The sequence below is a fragment of the Streptomyces sp. JLBG701 genome (assembly GCF_058544905.1).
Window position 1 is genome coordinate 3804997 of record NZ_CM178588.1, and the last position, 16497, is coordinate 3821493.

The 16497-nt window shown below is 70.8% G+C and carries 16 protein-coding genes and 1 pseudogene; 10 read left to right on the plus strand and 7 right to left on the minus strand.

Annotated features, from left to right (window positions below; all coding sequences use genetic code 11):
- Window positions 1-87 precede the first annotated feature (87 nt).
- Window positions 88-1731: a M4 family metallopeptidase gene (locus tag AC5DRG_RS17475; protein WP_491811446.1), complete on the plus strand. Its 1644-nt coding sequence runs from the start codon at window positions 88-90 to the stop codon at window positions 1729-1731.
- Between the two features lie 82 nt (window positions 1732-1813).
- Here the strand turns inward: AC5DRG_RS17475 and AC5DRG_RS17480 are convergent, their stop codons facing one another.
- From AC5DRG_RS17480 to AC5DRG_RS17490, 3 genes are all read right to left on the minus strand, one after another.
- A complete protein-coding gene (locus tag AC5DRG_RS17480) occupies window positions 1814-2287 on the minus strand; it encodes a pyridoxamine 5'-phosphate oxidase family protein (protein WP_491811447.1) in 474 nt (157 codons plus the stop codon).
- Between the two features lie 107 nt (window positions 2288-2394).
- Entirely contained in the window at window positions 2395-2526 is a 132-nt protein-coding gene (locus AC5DRG_RS17485) for a hypothetical protein (RefSeq protein ID WP_491811448.1), read from the minus strand.
- A 245-nt stretch (window positions 2527-2771) separates the two neighbouring features.
- Entirely contained in the window at window positions 2772-3365 is a 594-nt protein-coding gene (locus AC5DRG_RS17490) for an NADPH-dependent FMN reductase (protein WP_491811449.1), read from the minus strand.
- A 282-nt stretch (window positions 3366-3647) separates the two neighbouring features.
- Between AC5DRG_RS17490 and AC5DRG_RS17495 the strand changes: the two genes are divergently transcribed.
- Entirely contained in the window at window positions 3648-4169 is a 522-nt protein-coding gene (locus AC5DRG_RS17495; protein ID WP_491811450.1) for a hypothetical protein, read from the plus strand.
- Between the two features lie 127 nt (window positions 4170-4296).
- Window positions 4297-4932 (plus strand): class F sortase, encoded by a 636-nt coding sequence (locus tag AC5DRG_RS17500; RefSeq protein ID WP_491811451.1) that lies wholly within the window; start codon window positions 4297-4299, stop codon window positions 4930-4932.
- A gap of 19 nt (window positions 4933-4951) precedes the next feature.
- Here AC5DRG_RS17500 and AC5DRG_RS17505 read toward each other — a convergent pair whose 3' ends face one another.
- Window positions 4952-5866, minus strand: a complete 915-nt coding sequence (locus tag AC5DRG_RS17505; RefSeq protein WP_491811452.1) for a LysR family transcriptional regulator — start codon at window positions 5864-5866, stop codon at window positions 4952-4954.
- Window positions 5867-6045: 179 nt separating this feature from the next.
- On the opposite strand from AC5DRG_RS17505, the gene AC5DRG_RS17510 reads away from it, so the two are divergent.
- From AC5DRG_RS17510 to AC5DRG_RS17530, 5 genes and pseudogenes are all read left to right on the plus strand, one after another.
- A complete protein-coding gene (locus AC5DRG_RS17510; RefSeq protein WP_491811453.1) occupies window positions 6046-6945 on the plus strand; it encodes an SDR family oxidoreductase in 900 nt (299 codons plus the stop codon).
- Between the two features lie 211 nt (window positions 6946-7156).
- A complete protein-coding gene (locus AC5DRG_RS17515) occupies window positions 7157-8386 on the plus strand; it encodes an NAD(P)/FAD-dependent oxidoreductase (RefSeq protein WP_491811454.1) in 1230 nt (409 codons plus the stop codon).
- Window positions 8383-10977 (plus strand): nitrite reductase large subunit NirB, encoded by a 2595-nt coding sequence (nirB, locus tag AC5DRG_RS17520; protein ID WP_491811455.1) that lies wholly within the window; start codon window positions 8383-8385, stop codon window positions 10975-10977. The genes AC5DRG_RS17515 and nirB overlap by 4 nt, the downstream gene beginning before the upstream one ends.
- The gene (nirD, locus tag AC5DRG_RS17525) at window positions 10974-11324 is read left to right on the plus strand and encodes a nitrite reductase small subunit NirD (protein ID WP_491811456.1); all 351 of its coding nucleotides are present in this window, start codon (window positions 10974-10976) and stop codon (window positions 11322-11324) included. Before nirB ends, nirD begins: the two co-directional genes overlap by 4 nt.
- A 17-nt stretch (window positions 11325-11341) precedes the next feature.
- A pseudogene (locus tag AC5DRG_RS17530) lies at window positions 11342-11629 on the plus strand (SDR family oxidoreductase); the annotation flags it as partial.
- Window positions 11630-11693: 64 nt separating this feature from the next.
- Here the strand turns inward: AC5DRG_RS17530 and AC5DRG_RS17535 are convergent.
- From AC5DRG_RS17535 to AC5DRG_RS17545, 3 genes are all read right to left on the minus strand, one after another.
- Window positions 11694-11942 carry a hypothetical protein gene (locus tag AC5DRG_RS17535; RefSeq protein ID WP_491811457.1) on the minus strand — a complete coding sequence of 83 codons (249 nt, stop codon included), beginning with the start codon at window positions 11940-11942 and terminating at the stop codon, window positions 11694-11696.
- Entirely contained in the window at window positions 11939-13276 is a 1338-nt protein-coding gene (locus AC5DRG_RS17540) for a S8 family peptidase (protein ID WP_491811458.1), read from the minus strand. Before AC5DRG_RS17540 ends, AC5DRG_RS17535 begins: the two co-directional genes overlap by 4 nt.
- Window positions 13277-13531: 255 nt before the next feature.
- Window positions 13532-14461, minus strand: a complete 930-nt coding sequence (locus AC5DRG_RS17545; protein WP_491811459.1) for an oxidoreductase — start codon at window positions 14459-14461, stop codon at window positions 13532-13534.
- Between the two features lie 219 nt (window positions 14462-14680).
- Between AC5DRG_RS17545 and AC5DRG_RS17550 the strand changes: the two genes are divergently transcribed.
- Together AC5DRG_RS17550 and AC5DRG_RS17555 are read left to right on the plus strand one after the other, a co-directional pair.
- Entirely contained in the window at window positions 14681-15841 is a 1161-nt protein-coding gene (locus tag AC5DRG_RS17550) for an alkaline phosphatase PhoX (protein ID WP_491811460.1), read from the plus strand.
- Between the two features lie 95 nt (window positions 15842-15936).
- Window positions 15937-16416: an excalibur calcium-binding domain-containing protein gene (locus tag AC5DRG_RS17555; protein WP_491811461.1), complete on the plus strand. Its 480-nt coding sequence runs from the start codon at window positions 15937-15939 to the stop codon at window positions 16414-16416.
- Window positions 16417-16497: the final 81 nt, after the last annotated feature.

A 16497-nucleotide genomic window follows, 5' to 3' on the forward strand; every position in this document is an offset into this window, starting at 1 on the left:
CAACACCACCTCCACGTCACCCCCCATGAACCCCCCTGTACCCCCACGTCCCCCCACGCGCCGTGAGGCGCTTCCCCGAGGAGACCGATGAGTCGGATACGGCACATTCGAGGTTCCCGTCTCGCCGCGGCCGGTGTCGCCGCCACCACCGCCACCCTGCTCGCCGCCACACTCACCCCGACCGCCGACGCGGCCGACAGACCGACCGTCACGGGCGCGATCGCCGACGCGGCGTCCGCGTTGCTGGAGCACGCGACGGCCCTGGGCCTGACCGCCTCCCAGGACACGACGGTGCGTGACGTGGTCGTCGACAAGGACGGCACGCAGCATGTGCGCTACGACCGGACGTACCGTCAGCTCCCGGTCCTGGGCGGCGACTTCGTGGTCCACCTGACCTCCGACGGCACGTACCGCAGCGCCTCGCGCGCGACGAGGAAGTCCATATCCCTGACGAGCGTGACACCGTCGCTGTCGGCCCCGAAGGCCGCGAACCTCGCGGTGAACGCCCTGCGTGCCGTGAACCTCGGCGAGACGCTGAGGAAGATAACCGCCAAGCCCGAGCTGGTCGTTGACGCCCTGCACGGCACACCCGAGCTGGCCTGGCGGACGAACGCGGTGGCCCAGGACTCGCTCGGCAACCCCGTCGCGCGAACGGTGTTGACCGACGCCCGCACCGGCGCGCAGATCGACGCCTGGGACAGCATCGAGACGGCCACGGGCGACGGGCAGTCGCTGTACGGCGGCACGGTTCCGCTGGAGACGACGCTGTCCGGATCGACGTACCAGCTCACCGACCCGACGCGCGGAAGCACGTACACGGGCGACGCGGCGAACAAGACGGACCTGTGCATCCTGGGGATCTGCCTCAGCCGGGCGCCGTCGACGGTCTTCACCGACACGGACAACCACTGGGGCACCGGGGCGACTTCGGACCGCTCCACGGCCGCGGTGGACGCGCAGTACGGCACGAACGTCACCTGGGACTACTACAAGAACGTCCACGGCCGGAGCGGCATCGCGGGCGACGGCAAGGGTTCGTACAACCGTGTGCACTACGGAAGCAACTACAACAACGCCTTCTGGGACGACAGTTGCTTCTGCATGACCTACGGCGACGGTGACGGCACCCAACTCGGCCCGCTGGTCTCCCTGGACGTGGCCGGCCACGAGATGTCCCACGGCGTGACGTCCTCGACGGCGGACCTCACGTACTCGGGTGAGCCGGGCGGCTTGAACGAAGCGACGTCCGACATCTTCGGCACACTGGTGGAGTTCTACGCCGCCAACTCCTCCGACATCGGCGACTACCTGATCGGCGAGAAGATCGTCCGCTCCGGCTTCGGCAAGGCCGCCCTGCGTTTCATGGACCAGCCGAGCAAGGACGGCAACTCGGCGGACTGCTGGAGCTCGACGGTCGGCAACCTCGACGTCCACTACTCGTCCGGTGTCGCCAACCACTTCGCGTACCTGTTGGCCGAGGGCAGCGGGGCGAAGACGGTGAACGGCGTCAGCTACAACTCGCCTACGTGCAACAGCACTTCGGTGACGGGGATCGGGCGGGACAAGCTGGGGGCGATCTGGTACCGGGCGCTGACGGTCTACATGACGTCGTCGACGAATTACGCCGGTGCGCGGACTGCGACGTTGAGTGCGGCCACGGATCTGTACGGGGCCGGGAGCGCGGAGTACAACGCGGTGGCGGCGGCTTGGAGTGCGGTGAACGTGGGCTGAGGCCTGCGTGGTGAGTGATGCGGCCGCTTCGGTGATCACCGAGGTGATCATTGATCGGACCGGGGCGGCCGCTCCACACGCCCTAGACCAGCCACTTCCCGTCGCGCATCAGGGTCCTGCCCGCCATCTCGGCGACCGTCCCCCACGCCTGCAGCACCTCCGGAGTGACCCGGAACCAGACGTACGAGGGGTGGTCCTCGCGAGGGTCCCAGCCGCCCGCCTTGGCCGTGAACGCGTCGCCCACCTCGGCCGGTAGTTCCTCCCGGGTGAGCATGTTCGCGGTGCCGTGTACCAGGACCACGTCCCGGGTGTGACCGAAGGAGAGCCGGACGCGGCCCGAGGCGCACAGGTTGCGGCCGGTCGGGTTGGTGTCACGCGTGGCCAGCCACACCGCCTCGCCGTCCCACCAGAAGGCCAGCGGAATGAGACACGGTTCGCCGGTCTCGTCGGCCGTGGCGACCCATACGTCGATGTCGCGTTCGAGGCGTTCCAGCGCGGCGTGCTTACGCTGCTCCGGGCTGCGGGGTCCGGTGGGGTGTGCGGCAACTTCCGTCATGCGGGGAGGTTATGGCGTGCGGTGCTCGGTCGCATCCGGCGGCGGGACTAGGTCGGAGGGCGGAGGTCGGAAGGGGCATCCTTCCGGCACCAGATATCGGGCGTTCCCTAGAAGTGGACAGGGATGGTGAACCGCTGGTGGTAGCCCCAGAACTGGGTGGCGCTGTTCTGGTCGATGCCACCGCCCCGGATGTGGAAGTGGCCGGTGAAGTCGCCGTTCCAGGTCGTGGACGCCGACACCCGCTCGACGCGGAGCCCTGATCCTTCGACGCTGATACATGTCCGGTGGTTACAGCCGTTCGCCCCCGCCCCCGCCCCCGCTCCCGCCTGCGCCGGCGCCCCGCCGGAGAGCACCAGCGCCGCCGCACTGACCAGCCCCAGGCCCGCCCGCATCACAAGCCCGGTTTGGATCCGAACGGCCGACAACCGGCCCGGGGCGCGCCACAAAGCCCACGCGAAAGCCCCCGCCCCCGGTCACCCCGCATTCAGCCTCCGTACGCCCGCACCCCCTTCGCCTCCTTCAACGCCCACCCCCACCACACCAGTTGGTCCAGCATCACCTTCGCCGCCGCGTCCGGCCCCGTCGGGTCCTTCAGTCGCCCCTCGTCGTCGAAGGACGCGCCCGCGTTGTGGAAGGAGACGGTGTCGCGGACGGTGACGGCGTGGAGTTCGGCGAAGACCTGGCGGAGGTGTTCCGTCGCGCGCAGGCCGCCGGCGAGGCCGCCGTAGGAGACGAGGGCTACGGGCTTGGCGCGCCATTCCGTGTAGTGCCAGTCGATCAGGTTCTTCAGGCCCGCCGGGAACGAGTGGTTGTACTCGGGGGTCAGGACGACGAACGCGTCCGCGCCCGCGAGTTTCGGGGTGATGCCCGACAGTTCGGCCGTCGTCTCCGGGGTCCGGGCCAGGGACGTGGGCAGGGCGGTGTCGGCCACGTCCACCACCTCCACCGCGAGGTCGTCGCGGTCCCGGACATGGTCGAGGAGCCAGCTCGCGACGACGGGGCCGAAGCGGCCGTGGCGGTTGCTGCCGATGACGACGGTGACGTTCAAGGGCTTCAAGGGAGCGGTCTCTGTCTTCATGCGGCCCAGACTGGTACCTCAACCTTCCTTGAGGTCAAGCCGCGACTCCGTGGACGCGGTCACCCGTTCACACCCTCACCCCACCCCCTTCGGGTTCTTTTCCCCGACCCGCCCACATCCCCCCGATGACCTGCCGAAACAGCGTCATCACCCCGCCCCGGCGGCCTTACGACGACACCCATTCACCCTATTTCTGACGCACCCTCAGGAAGCGCGTGCGCCCTTGTGCCACTTACCTCGGAAGAGCAGAACCGTTCCCCCACCAAAGCTCGAAGGAGCACCATGCGACGTACCGCCCGTTCGCTGACCGGTACCGCGCTGGCCGTCGCCGCCGCGGGGCTGGTCGCCGCGCCCGCGTACGGTGCGGTGGGCGGCAGCCTGGAGGTGTATCCGTCCTCGGTCGTGCCGGGCGGAACCGTCTCCGTGAACACGGCGGCGTGCGGGGACGACGGGAGTGCGCAGGGGGACGCCAGCGCGGTCGGCGCCGGCTCGTTCACGTTGGCGCCCAGTACCCACGAGGGCGACGCGATCGGGCAGTTCAGGGTGCCGCCGAGCGCGCAGCCGGGGACGTACGAGATCGTCGCGACGTGCGCCGAGGGCGGGCGGAAGGTCACCGGAGACCTGATGGTCACGCTGACCTCCATGCGCGAACAGGTGCGCCCGCGAGGAAGTGTCAAGGCGGGGGTCGGCGGCGCTCTGGGCCCCGACCCCGTGCAGACCGCGGCCGGCGTGGCGGCTCTCGCCGTCGCCGCCGCGGGCGGTACCTGGCTCCTGCATCGCCGGGCGAGAGGCGACGGGATCTGACGGACACCCTCCGCTGTCCGTCCGCCGGTACCGCAAGTCCCTTCCCCCTCCGGGTCCGACGCCCCTCGCGGCCCGGAGGGGGAAACAGGGTTCCCCCAGGAAGCCCTAGGAGGCCCAGGAGGCTCGCGTGCGCAGATTCAGCAACGTAAGCACGGCGAACATCGCCATAGCGACCGTCACCGTCGGCGCCCTGTGCTCCGGCGCGTGGCTGCTGCGCGGCGGCGTGGAGACGCACGCCCCGCCGCAGCCGTCCGCCGCCGAGGCGCACACGGGCGCCCGCACGGACGTCGCCGCCGCGCCCGCGCTCCCGCCCTCCCCGCCGGACCGCATCCGCATCCCCGCCATCCACGTGAACGCACCCCTGATGGGCCTCGGCCTCACCCCCACCGGCAGCCTCGACGTCCCGCCCGCCGCGAAGAAGAACCTCGCCGGCTGGTACGAGGCCGGCACCACCCCCGGCGAGACGGGCACCGCCATCGTCGCCGGCCACGTCGACAACGCCGACGGCCCCGCCGTCTTCTACGGCCTCGGCGCCCTGAAGAAGGGCAGCACCATCGAGGTGGACCGGCGCGACGGCGGCGAGGCGCTGTTCACCGTCGACGCGGTCGAGGTGTACGAGGCCGAGCGCTTCCCCGACGAGAAGGTGTACGGGGCGGCCAAGCGGCCCGAGCTGCGGGTGATCACGTGCGGTGGCGGTTACTCCCGTACGACCGGCTATCAGGGCAACGTCGTCGTCTTCGCGCATCTCACCGGCAGCCGGTGAGCAGCTGAGACACGGCGCCTCAGCTCGGCACGTCCGGACTGGTCAGGTGGGTCTGCGCGCACTTGAGGAAGGCCGCGAGCAGGCGGTTGTCGTCGTCGGCGCGGGTCGCCAGTACGACGTGGCACGGCTCGACGCCCTCCAGCGGGACCGTGGTGAGGTCCGGGCGGAGGTTGGCGACCCGCAGGCCGCCCGAGGGGACGATGGCCACGGCCTCCCCGGCGGCGACGAGTTCGAGCTTGTCCTCCACATCCTTGACGAGGGGACCGTCGGGTGCCGGGCGGCCGTCCGGGCGCGGGTCGACGCGCCAGAAGTTGTTCCAGGCCGCGTCGGGTACCCGGGGCATGGGTTCGTCCGCAATGTCGTCGAGGGTGACGGACTCCTTGCCGGCCAGGCGGTGGTCGCGGGGGACCAGCAGCGCCCGGGGTTCGTCGTAGAGGACCGTGACGTGCAGCCCGTCGGTCGGGAACGGCAGCCGGGCCACCGCCGCGTCCACCCGGTGGTCGAGCAGGGCGGCGCGCTGTTCGGTCCAGCCCAGGTGCAGGGTGCGTACGTCGGCGTCCGGGTTGCGGTGGCGCAGCTCGCGTACGGCCTCGGTGACGATGAGGTTCGCGGTGAACCCGATGGTGATGCGGCGGGGCTGCGCGGCGGCCCGGGTGGCGGCCGCGGCCCGGCCGGCAGACCGCAGCAGCGCCTTGGCCTGGGGCAGGAAGACCTCCCCGGCCTCGGTGAGCGTGCTGCCCTGCGGGGTGCGGTCCAGGAGCCGGGCGCCCAGCTGCTGTTCGAGGCGGCGAATCTGCCGGCTCAGGGACGGCTGGGCGATCCGGAGGGCCTCGGCGGCCCGGCCGAAGTGCCGCTGCTCGGCTACGACCGTGAAGTACCGGACGAGGCGGAGATCGAGGTCCGCCGGGGGCGACGAAGAGGCTGATTCCGGCATGCCTCAACTGTATCGGAACCGCTGGCCCACTCACCCGCGAAATGTGGGCGTGACCTGTGGTGATGCCTGATACGTATTGCTGACTACGAAACAGGTCTTGGACCCGGAGCCCTCCCGGCACGCACCGTGGACTCACTCACCAGAAGTGAGTGCCGCAGAAGTCCTAGAAGGAGTGCACCATGCGTGTCTTCGTCACCGGCGCGACCGGCTTCATCGGGTCCGCCGTCGTTCGTGAGCTGCTCGGCGCGGGGCACGAGGTCCTCGGGCTCGCCCGGTCGGACCGGTCCGCCGTGTCGTTGAAGGAGGCCGGGGCCGAGGTGCACCGGGGTGACCTCGACGATCTCGACAGTCTGCGCGCTGGGGCCACCGCGTCGGACGGGGTGGTGCACACCGCGTTCATCCACGACTTCGTCGACTTCCCGGCCGCCGCCCGGACGGATCTACGGGCCGTCGAGACGTTCGGCGAGGTGCTGGCGGAGTCCGGCCGACCCTTCGTCATGGCCTCCGGCACTGCCCTCCTGCCGGGCGGCGTCGCGACGGAGGAGAGCGTGGCAGATCCCAGCCTGCCCATGGCGCACCGGTTGGCCTCCGAGGTCGCGGCGATGGCGATGGCCGAGCGGGGAGTGCGCGCCTCGGTGGTACGGCTGCCCCCGTCGGTGCACGGCCGCGGTGACCACGGTTTCGTCCCGCGCCTCATCGACATCGCCCGCGAGAAGGGCGTCGCCGCCTACCCGGGCGACGGCTCCAACCGCTGGGCCACCGTCCACCGCCTCGACGCCGCGCACCTGTTCCGGCTGGCCCTGGAGTCGGCGCCCGCGGGCACACGGCTGCACGGGGTCGGCGAGGAGGGCGTACCGACCCGCGACATCGCCGAGGTCATCGGCCGCCACCTGAACCTGCCGGTGACCGCCGTTCCCCGCGAGGAGGCTCTGACCCACTTCGGCTGGCTCGGCGGCTTCTTCTCCCTGGACGTACCGGCCTCCAGCGCCCTGACCCAGAAGTGGCTGGACTGGCATCCCGGGCAGGTCGGGCTCATCGCGGACCTGGAGGAGGGCCACTATTTCGAAGACCGGGGCTGACCCTTCAGGACGGAGCCGGTGATCAGGTCCGTAGACGATGGCCCCTGCACGGAAACCGTGTTTTCGGCCGATCGCGCCCCGACCTCACAGCGCTCCCCCCGCCCGCTCGCGAAACCCTCACACCTCCGCCCGGCCCCCGCTGAGGGCAGCGTTCCCCCCGGGAAACAGACGTGATGCGGCCGGGTAACACCGGCACCGCACGCTCCTAGGCATGACCTCGAATACGCGTGTGGTGGTGATCGGCGCCGGCCTCGCGGGCGTGCGGCTCGCCCGGCGGCTCGGTGAGCTCGGCGTGTCCGCGCTGGTCGTGGGCGAGGAGGAGCACAGCCCCTACAACCGGGTGCTGCTGGCCGAGGTGCTGGCCGGCCGCTACGCGCCCGAGGTGATCGCCCTCCCGGCCCCGGCGGAGCTGACGCGTGCCCGGGTCACCGGCATCGACCGCGCCGCGCGGCGTGTGACGTGCGCGGACGGCTCGGTGATCGCATACGACACGCTGGTGCTGGCCACGGGGTCGAACCCGGTACTGCCGCCGCTGCGCGGCCTGTTCACCACCGGGCAGAGCGAACTCCCCGAAGGCGTCCACGCGTTCCGCACGATGGACGACTGCCTCGGGCTCTCCAAGGCCGTACGGCCGGGAGTGCGGGCGGTCGTCATCGGCGGCGGGCTCCTCGGCGTGTCCGCGGCCCGCGCGCTCGCCATGCGCGGCGCGCAGGTCGTCCTCGCCCAGCAGAGCGAACGGCTCATGGAGCGCCAACTCGACCCGGGGGCCTCCAAGTTGGTGCTGCGGCACCTCAAGGACCTCGGCGTCGAGGTGCACACCGAGTGCCGGGTGCGCGATGTGCGCTGCGTGGGTGGCGCGGTCCGCTCGGTCGAGATGGCCGACGGCTACGCCCTCGACGCGGACCTCGTCGTCCTCGCCTGCGGGGTCCACCCGCGCGTGGGCCTCGCGCAGATCACCGGACTCGCCGTCCGCAAGGGCGTCATCGTCGACGACGAACTGCGTACGTCCGACCCGCACATCCGAGCCCTCGGCGACTGCGCCCAGCACGACGGCAACGTCTACGGGCTCGCCACCCCCGCGCTCGAACAGGCCGACGTCCTGGCCGAGTTGCTGGCCGGTGACGCGGGCGACGCCACCGCCCGCTACACCGGCACCCGGGCCCTGACCCGCCTCACGCTCGCCGGACAGGCGTCCTTGGACCTCGCCGCCTTCGGCGAGCCCGAGGCGCGCCCCGGCGACGACGTGATCCAGCTCGCCGACGCCACCCGCGGCACGTACCGCAGAGTCGTCGTCCGCGACGACCGCCTGGTCGGCGGGGTTCTCGTCGGCGAACTGGGCACCGTCGGCGCACTCGCCCGCGCCTGGGAGGGAGCAGAGCCGCTCCCCGCCGCCGGTGCCCCGCTGCTTCACCTGCTCACCAACGATGGAGGCTCCTCATGACCGCCACCCTGGGGGCCACCCCCACGATCGTGCTCGTCGGCCATGGCATGGTCGGCCAGCGCTTCCTCGAAGCGCTCGCCGAGCGCGGCATGACCGCCACGCACCGCGTGGTCGTCCTGTGCGAGGAGCCGCGCCCGGCCTACGACCGCGTCCAGCTCACCTCGTACTTCTCGGGCAAGACACCCGAGGAACTCTCCATGACCGACATGGAGTTCATCAACGACCACGGCATCGAGCTGTATGTCGGCGACCCGGCCGAGACGATCGACCGCGAGACGAAGAAGGTCACGGCCAGGTCCGGCCAGGTCTTCGAGTACGACACCCTCGTCCTCGCCACCGGCTCGTACCCCTTCGTGCCGCCCGTCCCCAACAAGGACGCCGAGGGCTGCTTCGTCTATCGCACGATCGAGGACCTCCTCGCGATCGAGGAGTACGCGAAGACCCGCACCACCGGTGCCGTGGTCGGCGGCGGTCTGCTCGGTCTGGAGGCCGCGGGCGCGCTGAAGGGCCTCGGACTCACCAGCCACATCGTCGAGTTCGCGCCGCGCCTGATGCCGGTGCAGGTCGACGAGGGCGGCGGCGCCGCGCTGCTGCGCACCATCGAGGACATGGGCCTGTCCGTCCACACGGGTGTGGGCACGCAAGAGATCGTGGTCGACGAGGCCGGCGCGGTCACCGGCATGAAGCTGTCCGACGGCTCCGAACTCGCCACCGACCTGGTGGTGTTCAGCGCCGGTGTCCGCCCCCGCGACCAGCTGGCCCGCGACTGCGGACTGACGGTCGGCGAGCGCGGCGGCATCAGCGTCGACGACCAGTGCCGTACCGTCGCCGACCCGCACGTCTTCGCGATCGGCGAGTGCGCGCTGGCCTCGGACGGCCGCGTGTACGGCCTGGTGGCCCCCGGCTACGAGCAGGCCGAGACGGCCGCCGCGACCATCGCCGCCGACGAGGCGTCCTTCACCGGCGCCGACCTCTCCACCAAGCTGAAGCTGCTCGGCGTGGACGTGGCGTCCTTCGGCGACGCGCACGGAGCCACCGAGGACTGTCTCGACGTCGTCTACTCCGACTCCCGCTCGGGCCTGTACAAGAAGCTGGTCATCGGCCGCGACGGCACGCTGCTCGGCGGCATCCTGGTCGGCGACGCGGAGGCGTACGGCACGCTGAAGGCGTTCACCGGCTCGGTCCCGCCGGTCTCCCCCGAGTCGCTCGTCCTGCCCGCAGGGGCCGGCGAGTCCGTCCAGCTCGGCCCGACCGCGCTGCCGGACGACGCGATCATCTGCTCCTGCAACAACGTCCGCAAGGGCACGATCCGCGGCGCGGTCACCGAGCACAACTGCACCACCGTGCCCGAGGTGAAGAAGTGCACCAAGGCCGGTACGACGTGCGGCAGTTGCGTCAAGGTCCTCGGCCAGCTCGTCACCGCCGAGCTGGAGGCCAGCGGCGTCGAGGTCGACAAGGGCCTGTGCGGCTGCTTCTCGCAGACCCGCGAGGAGCTCTACGAGATCGTCCTCGCCCTGCGCATAAACACCTACCAGGACCTGCTCGACCGCTACGGCCGGGACGGCGCCAAGGGCGGCGACGGCTGCGAGATCTGCAAGCCGGCGGTCGCCTCGATCATCGCCTCCCTCGCCCCGACGATCGGCGCGAGCGGCTACGTCCTGGACGGCGAGCAGGCCTCCCTCCAGGACTCCAACGACCACTTCCTCGCCAACCTCCAGAAGAACGGCTCGTACTCGGTCGTCCCGCGCATCCCCGGCGGTGAGATCACTCCCGAGGGCCTGATCGTGATCGGCGAGATCGCCCGCGACTTCGGCCTCTACACGAAGATCACGGGTGGCCAGCGGATCGACATGTTCGGCGCGCGGGTGGAACAACTACCGCTGATCTGGGCGAGGTTGGTGGACGCGGGCTTCGAGTCCGGCCACGCGTACGGCAAGGCGCTGCGCACGGTGAAGTCCTGCGTCGGCCAGACCTGGTGCCGCTACGGCGTCCAGGACTCCGTCCGCATGGCGATCGACCTGGAGCTGCGCTACCGAGGCCTGCGCTCCCCCCACAAGCTCAAGTCGGCCGTGTCGGGCTGCGCCCGCGAGTGCGCGGAAGCCCAGTCCAAGGACTTCGGCATCATCGCCACCGCGGCCGGCTGGAACCTGTACGTCGGCGGCAACGGCGGCGCCACCCCGCGCCACGCCGACCTGCTCGCCCAGGACCTGAGCGACGCCGAACTGGTCCGCCTGATCGACCGTTTCCTGATGTTCTACATCCGCACCGCCGACCGCCTTGAGCGCACCTCGACCTGGCTGGAGCGGCTCCCGGGCGGCCTGGACCACGTCCGTGACGTGGTGGTGGAGGACTCCCTCGGCATCTGCGAGGAGCTGGAGTCCCTGATGGCGGACCACGTTTCGCACTACCGCGACGAGTGGGCGACGACCATCAACGACCCCGAGAAGCTCGCCCGGTTCGTGTCCTTCGTCAACGCCCCGGACACCCCGGACCCGGTCGTCGGCTTCGTCCCCGAGCGCGACCAGATCAAGCCCGACCTGCCACTGCTGACCATCGGCCAGCGTCCCCTGGAAGGAAGCGCCCAGCGATGACCCTGGCACCCGAGACCACGGACCTGAAGATCCAACTCCGGCTGGAAGACGGGTGGTTCACGGTCTGCGACCTGAACCAGCTGCTGCCCGGCCGGGGCGTGGCCGCCCTGCTGCCGGACGACCGCCAGGTCGCCCTGTTCCGCGACCGTTCCGGCACCCTGTACGCGATCGACAACCGCGACCCGTTCGGCGGCGCGGCGGTCCTCTCCCGCGGCCTGACGGGCACCCACCAGGGCCGCCCGTTCGTGGCTTCACCGCTCCTGAAGCAGCGCTTCGACCTGGAGAGCGGGCAGTGCTTGGACGACGAGACGGTGAGCGTCGCGACGTACGAGGTGCGGGCTTCGTAGGCTCTCGCAGGTGGGTGTACTCCGCCACCAAGGCCGCCGTCTCGGTCCTCACCAGGGGCGCCGCCCTCGACCACATCCGCGACGGCGTCCGCAGCAACGCGGTCAGCCCCGGCGCGGTCGACACACCCATGTCACTGCGCCCTGGCGAGACGGAGACCGACCTCGCCCACCGCGCACAGGCCACGCTCCCGCTGGACCGCATCTCGTCCACGGAGGAAGTGGCCGCCGTCCTCTGCCTGGCCTCCGACGACGCGGCGTCCGTCGTCGGCACAGATCTGGTGGTCGACAGCGGCGGCTCACTGTGACGCACAGGATCGGGCTCCGGGAGAAAGACGCCCCGGGCTCGGGGCCGGGGCGTCCTTCTCGGGATCACTGGATCGGGGAGTCGGGCGGCGGGAGCTGGATGGTGCGCTCCCGGTCGACGGAATCGACACCGTCGACCGCCTCCAAGGCCGGTATCCGGTCCTCCGCGACGGTGCCGGAGAGCGTGCCGAGGATCGGCTGCTCGCCCGTCACCGTCAGCCCGGCCCGCTGCAGGGCCTCGACCACTTCCGCGAACCGGTCGGGGTCGACCGCGAGGATGACCCCGACCGGCTCGGACTGGGACGACTCGCTCACGGCGCCTGGAGCAGACCCTCGCCGACGTCCCTCAGGGGCTGCGTCAGCGGGAACGCACCGGCCAGCAGACTGGCCTTGAGTTCGGCGGCGGAAGCGTTGGGGTTCGCCTGGGCGAGCAGTGCGATGACGCCCGCTACGTGCGGCGTGGCCATGCTGGTGCCGCTCATGAGCTGGGACCCGCCGCCAGGGGCGGCCGAGATCACTTGCCAGCCGGGCGCGGCGATGTTGACCTCGCCACCCTGGCCGTTGATGCCGCCGTTGGAGAAGAACGGCGTCGTCAGTGCCTTGTCGAGCGCGGCCACCGCGAGGATCGAGGGGCAGTTGGCGGGCCGGCTGACGGGCACGATGGTCGGGGGCCGGTTGCTGTCGTTGCCCGCGGCAGCGACGATCAGCGTCCCGCGCTTGAGCACGCGCTGGGCCAGCTGCTCGTACGTCTGCGGGAAGAGCTCACCCGGCCGGACCCGAGCGCCGAGCGACATGGAGATCACCCGCGCGCCGCGGGCGACTGCCCAGGCCATGCCCGCAAGGATCTGGCCGTCGGTGCCGATGCCCGTGTTGTCGAGCACCTTCGCCGCGAGGATCCGGGCCTCGCAGGCCACACCGTAGCGGGGGCCGCCCTGCTGGGGGTGGGCCGGACCGGCGGCGGTGCCGATGCAGTGCGTGCCGTGGCCGTTGCCGTCCTCGACGGTCTCGCCGGGCACGAAGGAGACCGTCGCCTCGATGCGACCGGCGAAGTCCGGGTGGTCGGTGTCCACGCCGGTGTCGAGGACGGCGATCTTCACGTCGCGTCCGGTCAGGCTGGACAGGTTGGCCCGGATCGCCTGCAGGCCCCAGGTCCAGTTCTGCTCGTCCCAGGCCGGGCCATGGGCAGCGGCGATTTCGGCGGTGGTGTGGCGGGCCACCACTTCCTCGTCGCTGCGGTAGGCCGGGAAGAACTCGGTCGGCGCCTGCTGCGGGGCGGTGATCGGCGAGGCGTAGACCATACGCTCCGGCTCCGCCGCGATGATCGAGGATTCCCGCTCGGCCGTGGTCACCAGCGCGTGGCGCTGCTCGGGCCGCACCTCGACGACGGCGGCGCCGAGTTCCTCGAAGAGCACCGAGACGTCGGGGCGCTCAAGGAGTTCGGCAACGTTGGCGGCCTCGGTTCCTCGGACTCTTTCGACGGACGCGATGTCGGCGGAGGAACGCAGTGCGTTCAGTCCGCTCTCCTGGTCGCTCGGGTCGAGCAGTACCACGTACCGACCGGTGTACTCCGAGGTCTGGCCCGTGAAGGGGCCATTGGGCCGATCGGGCTGCTCGCCGAAGGCGCGCCTGTCCATGGGTCCGTTCGCCATTGAATTTCCCGCTTCCTGTTTCTGTGCACTCCCCCCTTTCCTTGGACGCGCGCCGATTCACGGCCGGTCCGGCTCCGAGCATGAGGGAGCGCGGTTCAGTCGTGTGTCGACGCGTAGTGCCGTTGCCTGCGGGCCGTCCCAGGCCGTCGGCATCGCCCCCTCGAACACCGTCGCACCGGGCACAGAGGCCCGCAACACAGAGCCGCCGCCCATACGGCAAGGAGCACGACACATGCCACAGCCCCGTGACGGTCGTCAGACCTTCAGGGCCTCGTACGTAATCCCCGTGAGCTGTTCGGAGGCGGCCCAGAGCCGTTCCCCCATCGCATCGTTGAGAGTCCAGGATGCGCGCCAGGACGGTGCGGGGGCGCCGCGCCACATCGCGAAGGACGGGCCGGTGAAGGAGTCGGGGCGTACGTCGGGCGCGGTCGCCGCGTACAGCGCGGGCAGGGCGCCGGCCTCTGTCGGCTGCGCGACGACCCGGTTGGCGAACTCCATGAGCCGCTCGGTGCCCCGGCGTCCCGTCATCGCCGGGGCCGCGGTCGTGAGGTTGGTGTCGGCGTACCCCGGGTGCGCCGCGGCGGCCACGACGTCCGCGCCGGTCGCCGCGAGCCTGCGCGCCAGCTCGTGCGTGAAGAGCAGGTTGGCGGTCTTGGAGCGGGCGTACGCGGTCCAACGCCGGTACCGGTGTTCGCTGTTGAGGTCGTCGATGTCGATGTTGGCGAGGGCGTGCATAAAGCTGGAGACGGTCACGACCCGCGCTCCCGGCGGCGCGGCGAGCAGCATGGGCGCCAGCAGTCCGGTGAGGGCGAAGTGCCCCAGGTGATTGACGCCGAACTGCGTCTCGAACCCGTCCGCCGTGATCCCGTACGGCAGCGCCATCACCCCGGCGTTGTTGACGAGGAGGTCGAGTCGATCGTACGGAAAGCTGTCCGCGAACTCCCTTACGGAGCCCAGGTCTCCGAGGTCGAGCCGAGCGAACTGGGCGGTGGCGCCGGGCACTTCGGCGACGAGCCGGTCGGCCGCCTGATTCCCCCGAGCCTCGCTCCGACAGGCGAGGACAACTCGCGCCCCCTTGCGGGCCAGTTCCCGCGCGGTGACGTACCCGATCCCGCTGTTGGCCCCCGTCACGACGGCGACGCGTCCGCTCTGGTCGGGGATGTCGCGCGCACTCCAGCCCGCCATGACGGCTCCCTCACGAAGTCCCGGGGACGGTTTTGTCCAGCGTACGCCGGGGCCCGGGGCCTGCGGATCGCATGTCGGCCCCGCATCCCAGCCACCGAAAGGCGGCACTCCGTCACCCACCGTCCATGACATGTCCACTCCACGCCACTAGGGTCCCTGACCGCACGACCCCGCCGCCGACCGGCGACGGGGCTGTCACTGCACACCCCTGGAGCGACAGTGGAACGTCGCACCCTCCTGCGTGCGGCCGCCATCGGCGGCACCTCGGCCGTCCTCGGCGGCACCCTGTGGCGCGGCGCCGCGTACGCCGCCCCCGCCCAACCCGGCACAGGCCCCTACGGTGCGCTCGGCTCACCGGACGCGAACGGCGTCAGACTCCCGAGCGGCTTCACGAGCCGAGTGATCGCCCGCTCGGGCCAGACGGTCAGCGGAACGTCGTACACCTGGCACAACGCCCCTGACGGCGGCGCCTGTTACGCCGACGGCAGCGGCTGGATCTATGTCTCCAACTCGGAGATCAACCCGTCGGGCGGCGTGAGCTCGGTGAAGTTCTCGTCGGCGGGGACGGTCACGTCGGCGTACCGCATCCTGTCCGGCACCCGCCAGAACTGCGCGGGCGGCAGGACCCCGTGGAACACCTGGCTGTCCTGCGAGGAGGTGTCCCTCGGCTACGTCTACGAGACCGACCCGTGGGGCGTGAACGCGGCGGTCCAGCGCCCGGCGATGGGCCGCTTCAAGCACGAGGCTGCGGCGGCCGACCCGGTACGGCAGGTCGTCTACTTGACCGAGGACGAGACGAACGGACGCTTCTACCGCTTCGTACCGACGACTTGGGGAGACCTGTCCGCAGGCACGCTCCAGGTGCTGGTGGCGGGAACGGCCACGTCAGGAACGTACTCCTGGACGACCATCCCAGACCCGGACGGCTCCCCCACCACCACCCGCACCCAGGTCTCCGGCTCCAAGTCCTTCAACGGCGGCGAGGGTTGCCACTACGCCAACGACACGGTCTGGTTCACGACGAAGGGCGACAACAGGGTCTGGCAGCTCAACCTGACGGCGAACACCTACGAGTTGGCGTACGACGACTCCCTCGTCACCTCCGGCACCGCCCCCCTCACCGGCGTCGACAACATCACCGGCTCCTCCTCCGGCGACCTCTTCGTGGCGGAGGACGGCGGCAACATGGAGATCTGCGTCATCACCCCGGACGACGTGATCGCTCCCTTCCTCCGCATCGACAGCCAGTCGTCCTCGGAGATCACGGGCCCGGCCTTCTCCCCCGACGGCACCCGCCTGTACTTCTCCAGCCAGCGGGGGACGAGCGGGAGTTCGTCGGGCGGGATCACTTACGAGGTGACGGGGCCGTTCAGGTCGTAGCACTTGCATGACGGTCACGAAATGAACACTTCCCCTTCACAACTACAAGCACAGCAATACGGTCATCCCCTCGCGTAACGCCTCAGGGGGACGACATGACCAACCCGTACACAACTCCGCCCATGCCGCCGCAACCCGCTTCCGGACCCACTCCCAGATGGGCCCGGAAGCGGTACGTCCTGCCCGCGCTCGGGCTGGTGTTCTTCATCGGCGTCGGCATAGGCACCGGCGGCGAGGACACGACGACGGACGCCGCAAGACCGGTGTCCGCCAAGCCCGTCCCGACGGTCACGGTGACCGCCACGACGACGGAAACGGCAGAGCCGGAAGCGGCACCGACGGTGACCGCCACAAAGACCGTCAAGGTCACCAAGACCGTCACCGCCGAACCCGCCGAGGACACAGGCTCCAACTCCGACGACAGCGGCAGCGGCAGCGATTCCGGCGGCTCCGGCAGCGTCTACTACAGCAACTGCACCGAGGCCCGCGCCGCCGGCGCCGCACCTGTGTACAGGGGTGACCCCGGTTACGGCTCCCACCTGGACCGGGACGGGGACGGCGTGGCCTGCGAGTGAGGACGCGCGAGGGGCGGTGCCCCACCAGGGGTGCCGCCCCAGCCGCAGCGGGGCGCCAACAGGATGCCGGTGGCGCAAGGA

What these genes read in the sequence shown, in the direction of transcription:
- AC5DRG_RS17475 (WP_491811446.1), top strand. Translation starts at nt 88, where the DNA reads ATGAGTCGGATACGGCACATTCGAGGTTCCCGTCTCGCCGCGGCCGGT.
- AC5DRG_RS17510 (WP_491811453.1), top strand. Translation starts at nt 6,046, where the DNA reads ATGCGTGTCTTCGTCACCGGCGCGACCGGCTTCATCGGGTCCGCCGTC.
- AC5DRG_RS17545 (WP_491811459.1), bottom strand. Translation starts at nt 14,461, where the DNA reads ATGGCGGGCTGGAGTGCGCGCGACATCCCCGACCAGAGCGGACGCGTC.
- AC5DRG_RS17480 (WP_491811447.1), bottom strand. Translation starts at nt 2,287, where the DNA reads ATGACGGAAGTTGCCGCACACCCCACCGGACCCCGCAGCCCGGAGCAG.
- nirB (WP_491811455.1), top strand. Translation starts at nt 8,383, where the DNA reads ATGACCGCCACCCTGGGGGCCACCCCCACGATCGTGCTCGTCGGCCAT.
- AC5DRG_RS17495 (WP_491811450.1), top strand. Translation starts at nt 3,648, where the DNA reads ATGCGACGTACCGCCCGTTCGCTGACCGGTACCGCGCTGGCCGTCGCC.
- AC5DRG_RS17555 (WP_491811461.1), top strand. Translation starts at nt 15,937, where the DNA reads ATGACCAACCCGTACACAACTCCGCCCATGCCGCCGCAACCCGCTTCC.
- AC5DRG_RS17540 (WP_491811458.1), bottom strand. Translation starts at nt 13,276, where the DNA reads ATGGCGAACGGACCCATGGACAGGCGCGCCTTCGGCGAGCAGCCCGAT.
- AC5DRG_RS17490 (WP_491811449.1), bottom strand. Translation starts at nt 3,365, where the DNA reads ATGAAGACAGAGACCGCTCCCTTGAAGCCCTTGAACGTCACCGTCGTC.
- AC5DRG_RS17515 (WP_491811454.1), top strand. Translation starts at nt 7,157, where the DNA reads ATGACCTCGAATACGCGTGTGGTGGTGATCGGCGCCGGCCTCGCGGGC.
- nirD (WP_491811456.1), top strand. Translation starts at nt 10,974, where the DNA reads ATGACCCTGGCACCCGAGACCACGGACCTGAAGATCCAACTCCGGCTG.
- AC5DRG_RS17505 (WP_491811452.1), bottom strand. Translation starts at nt 5,866, where the DNA reads ATGCCGGAATCAGCCTCTTCGTCGCCCCCGGCGGACCTCGATCTCCGC.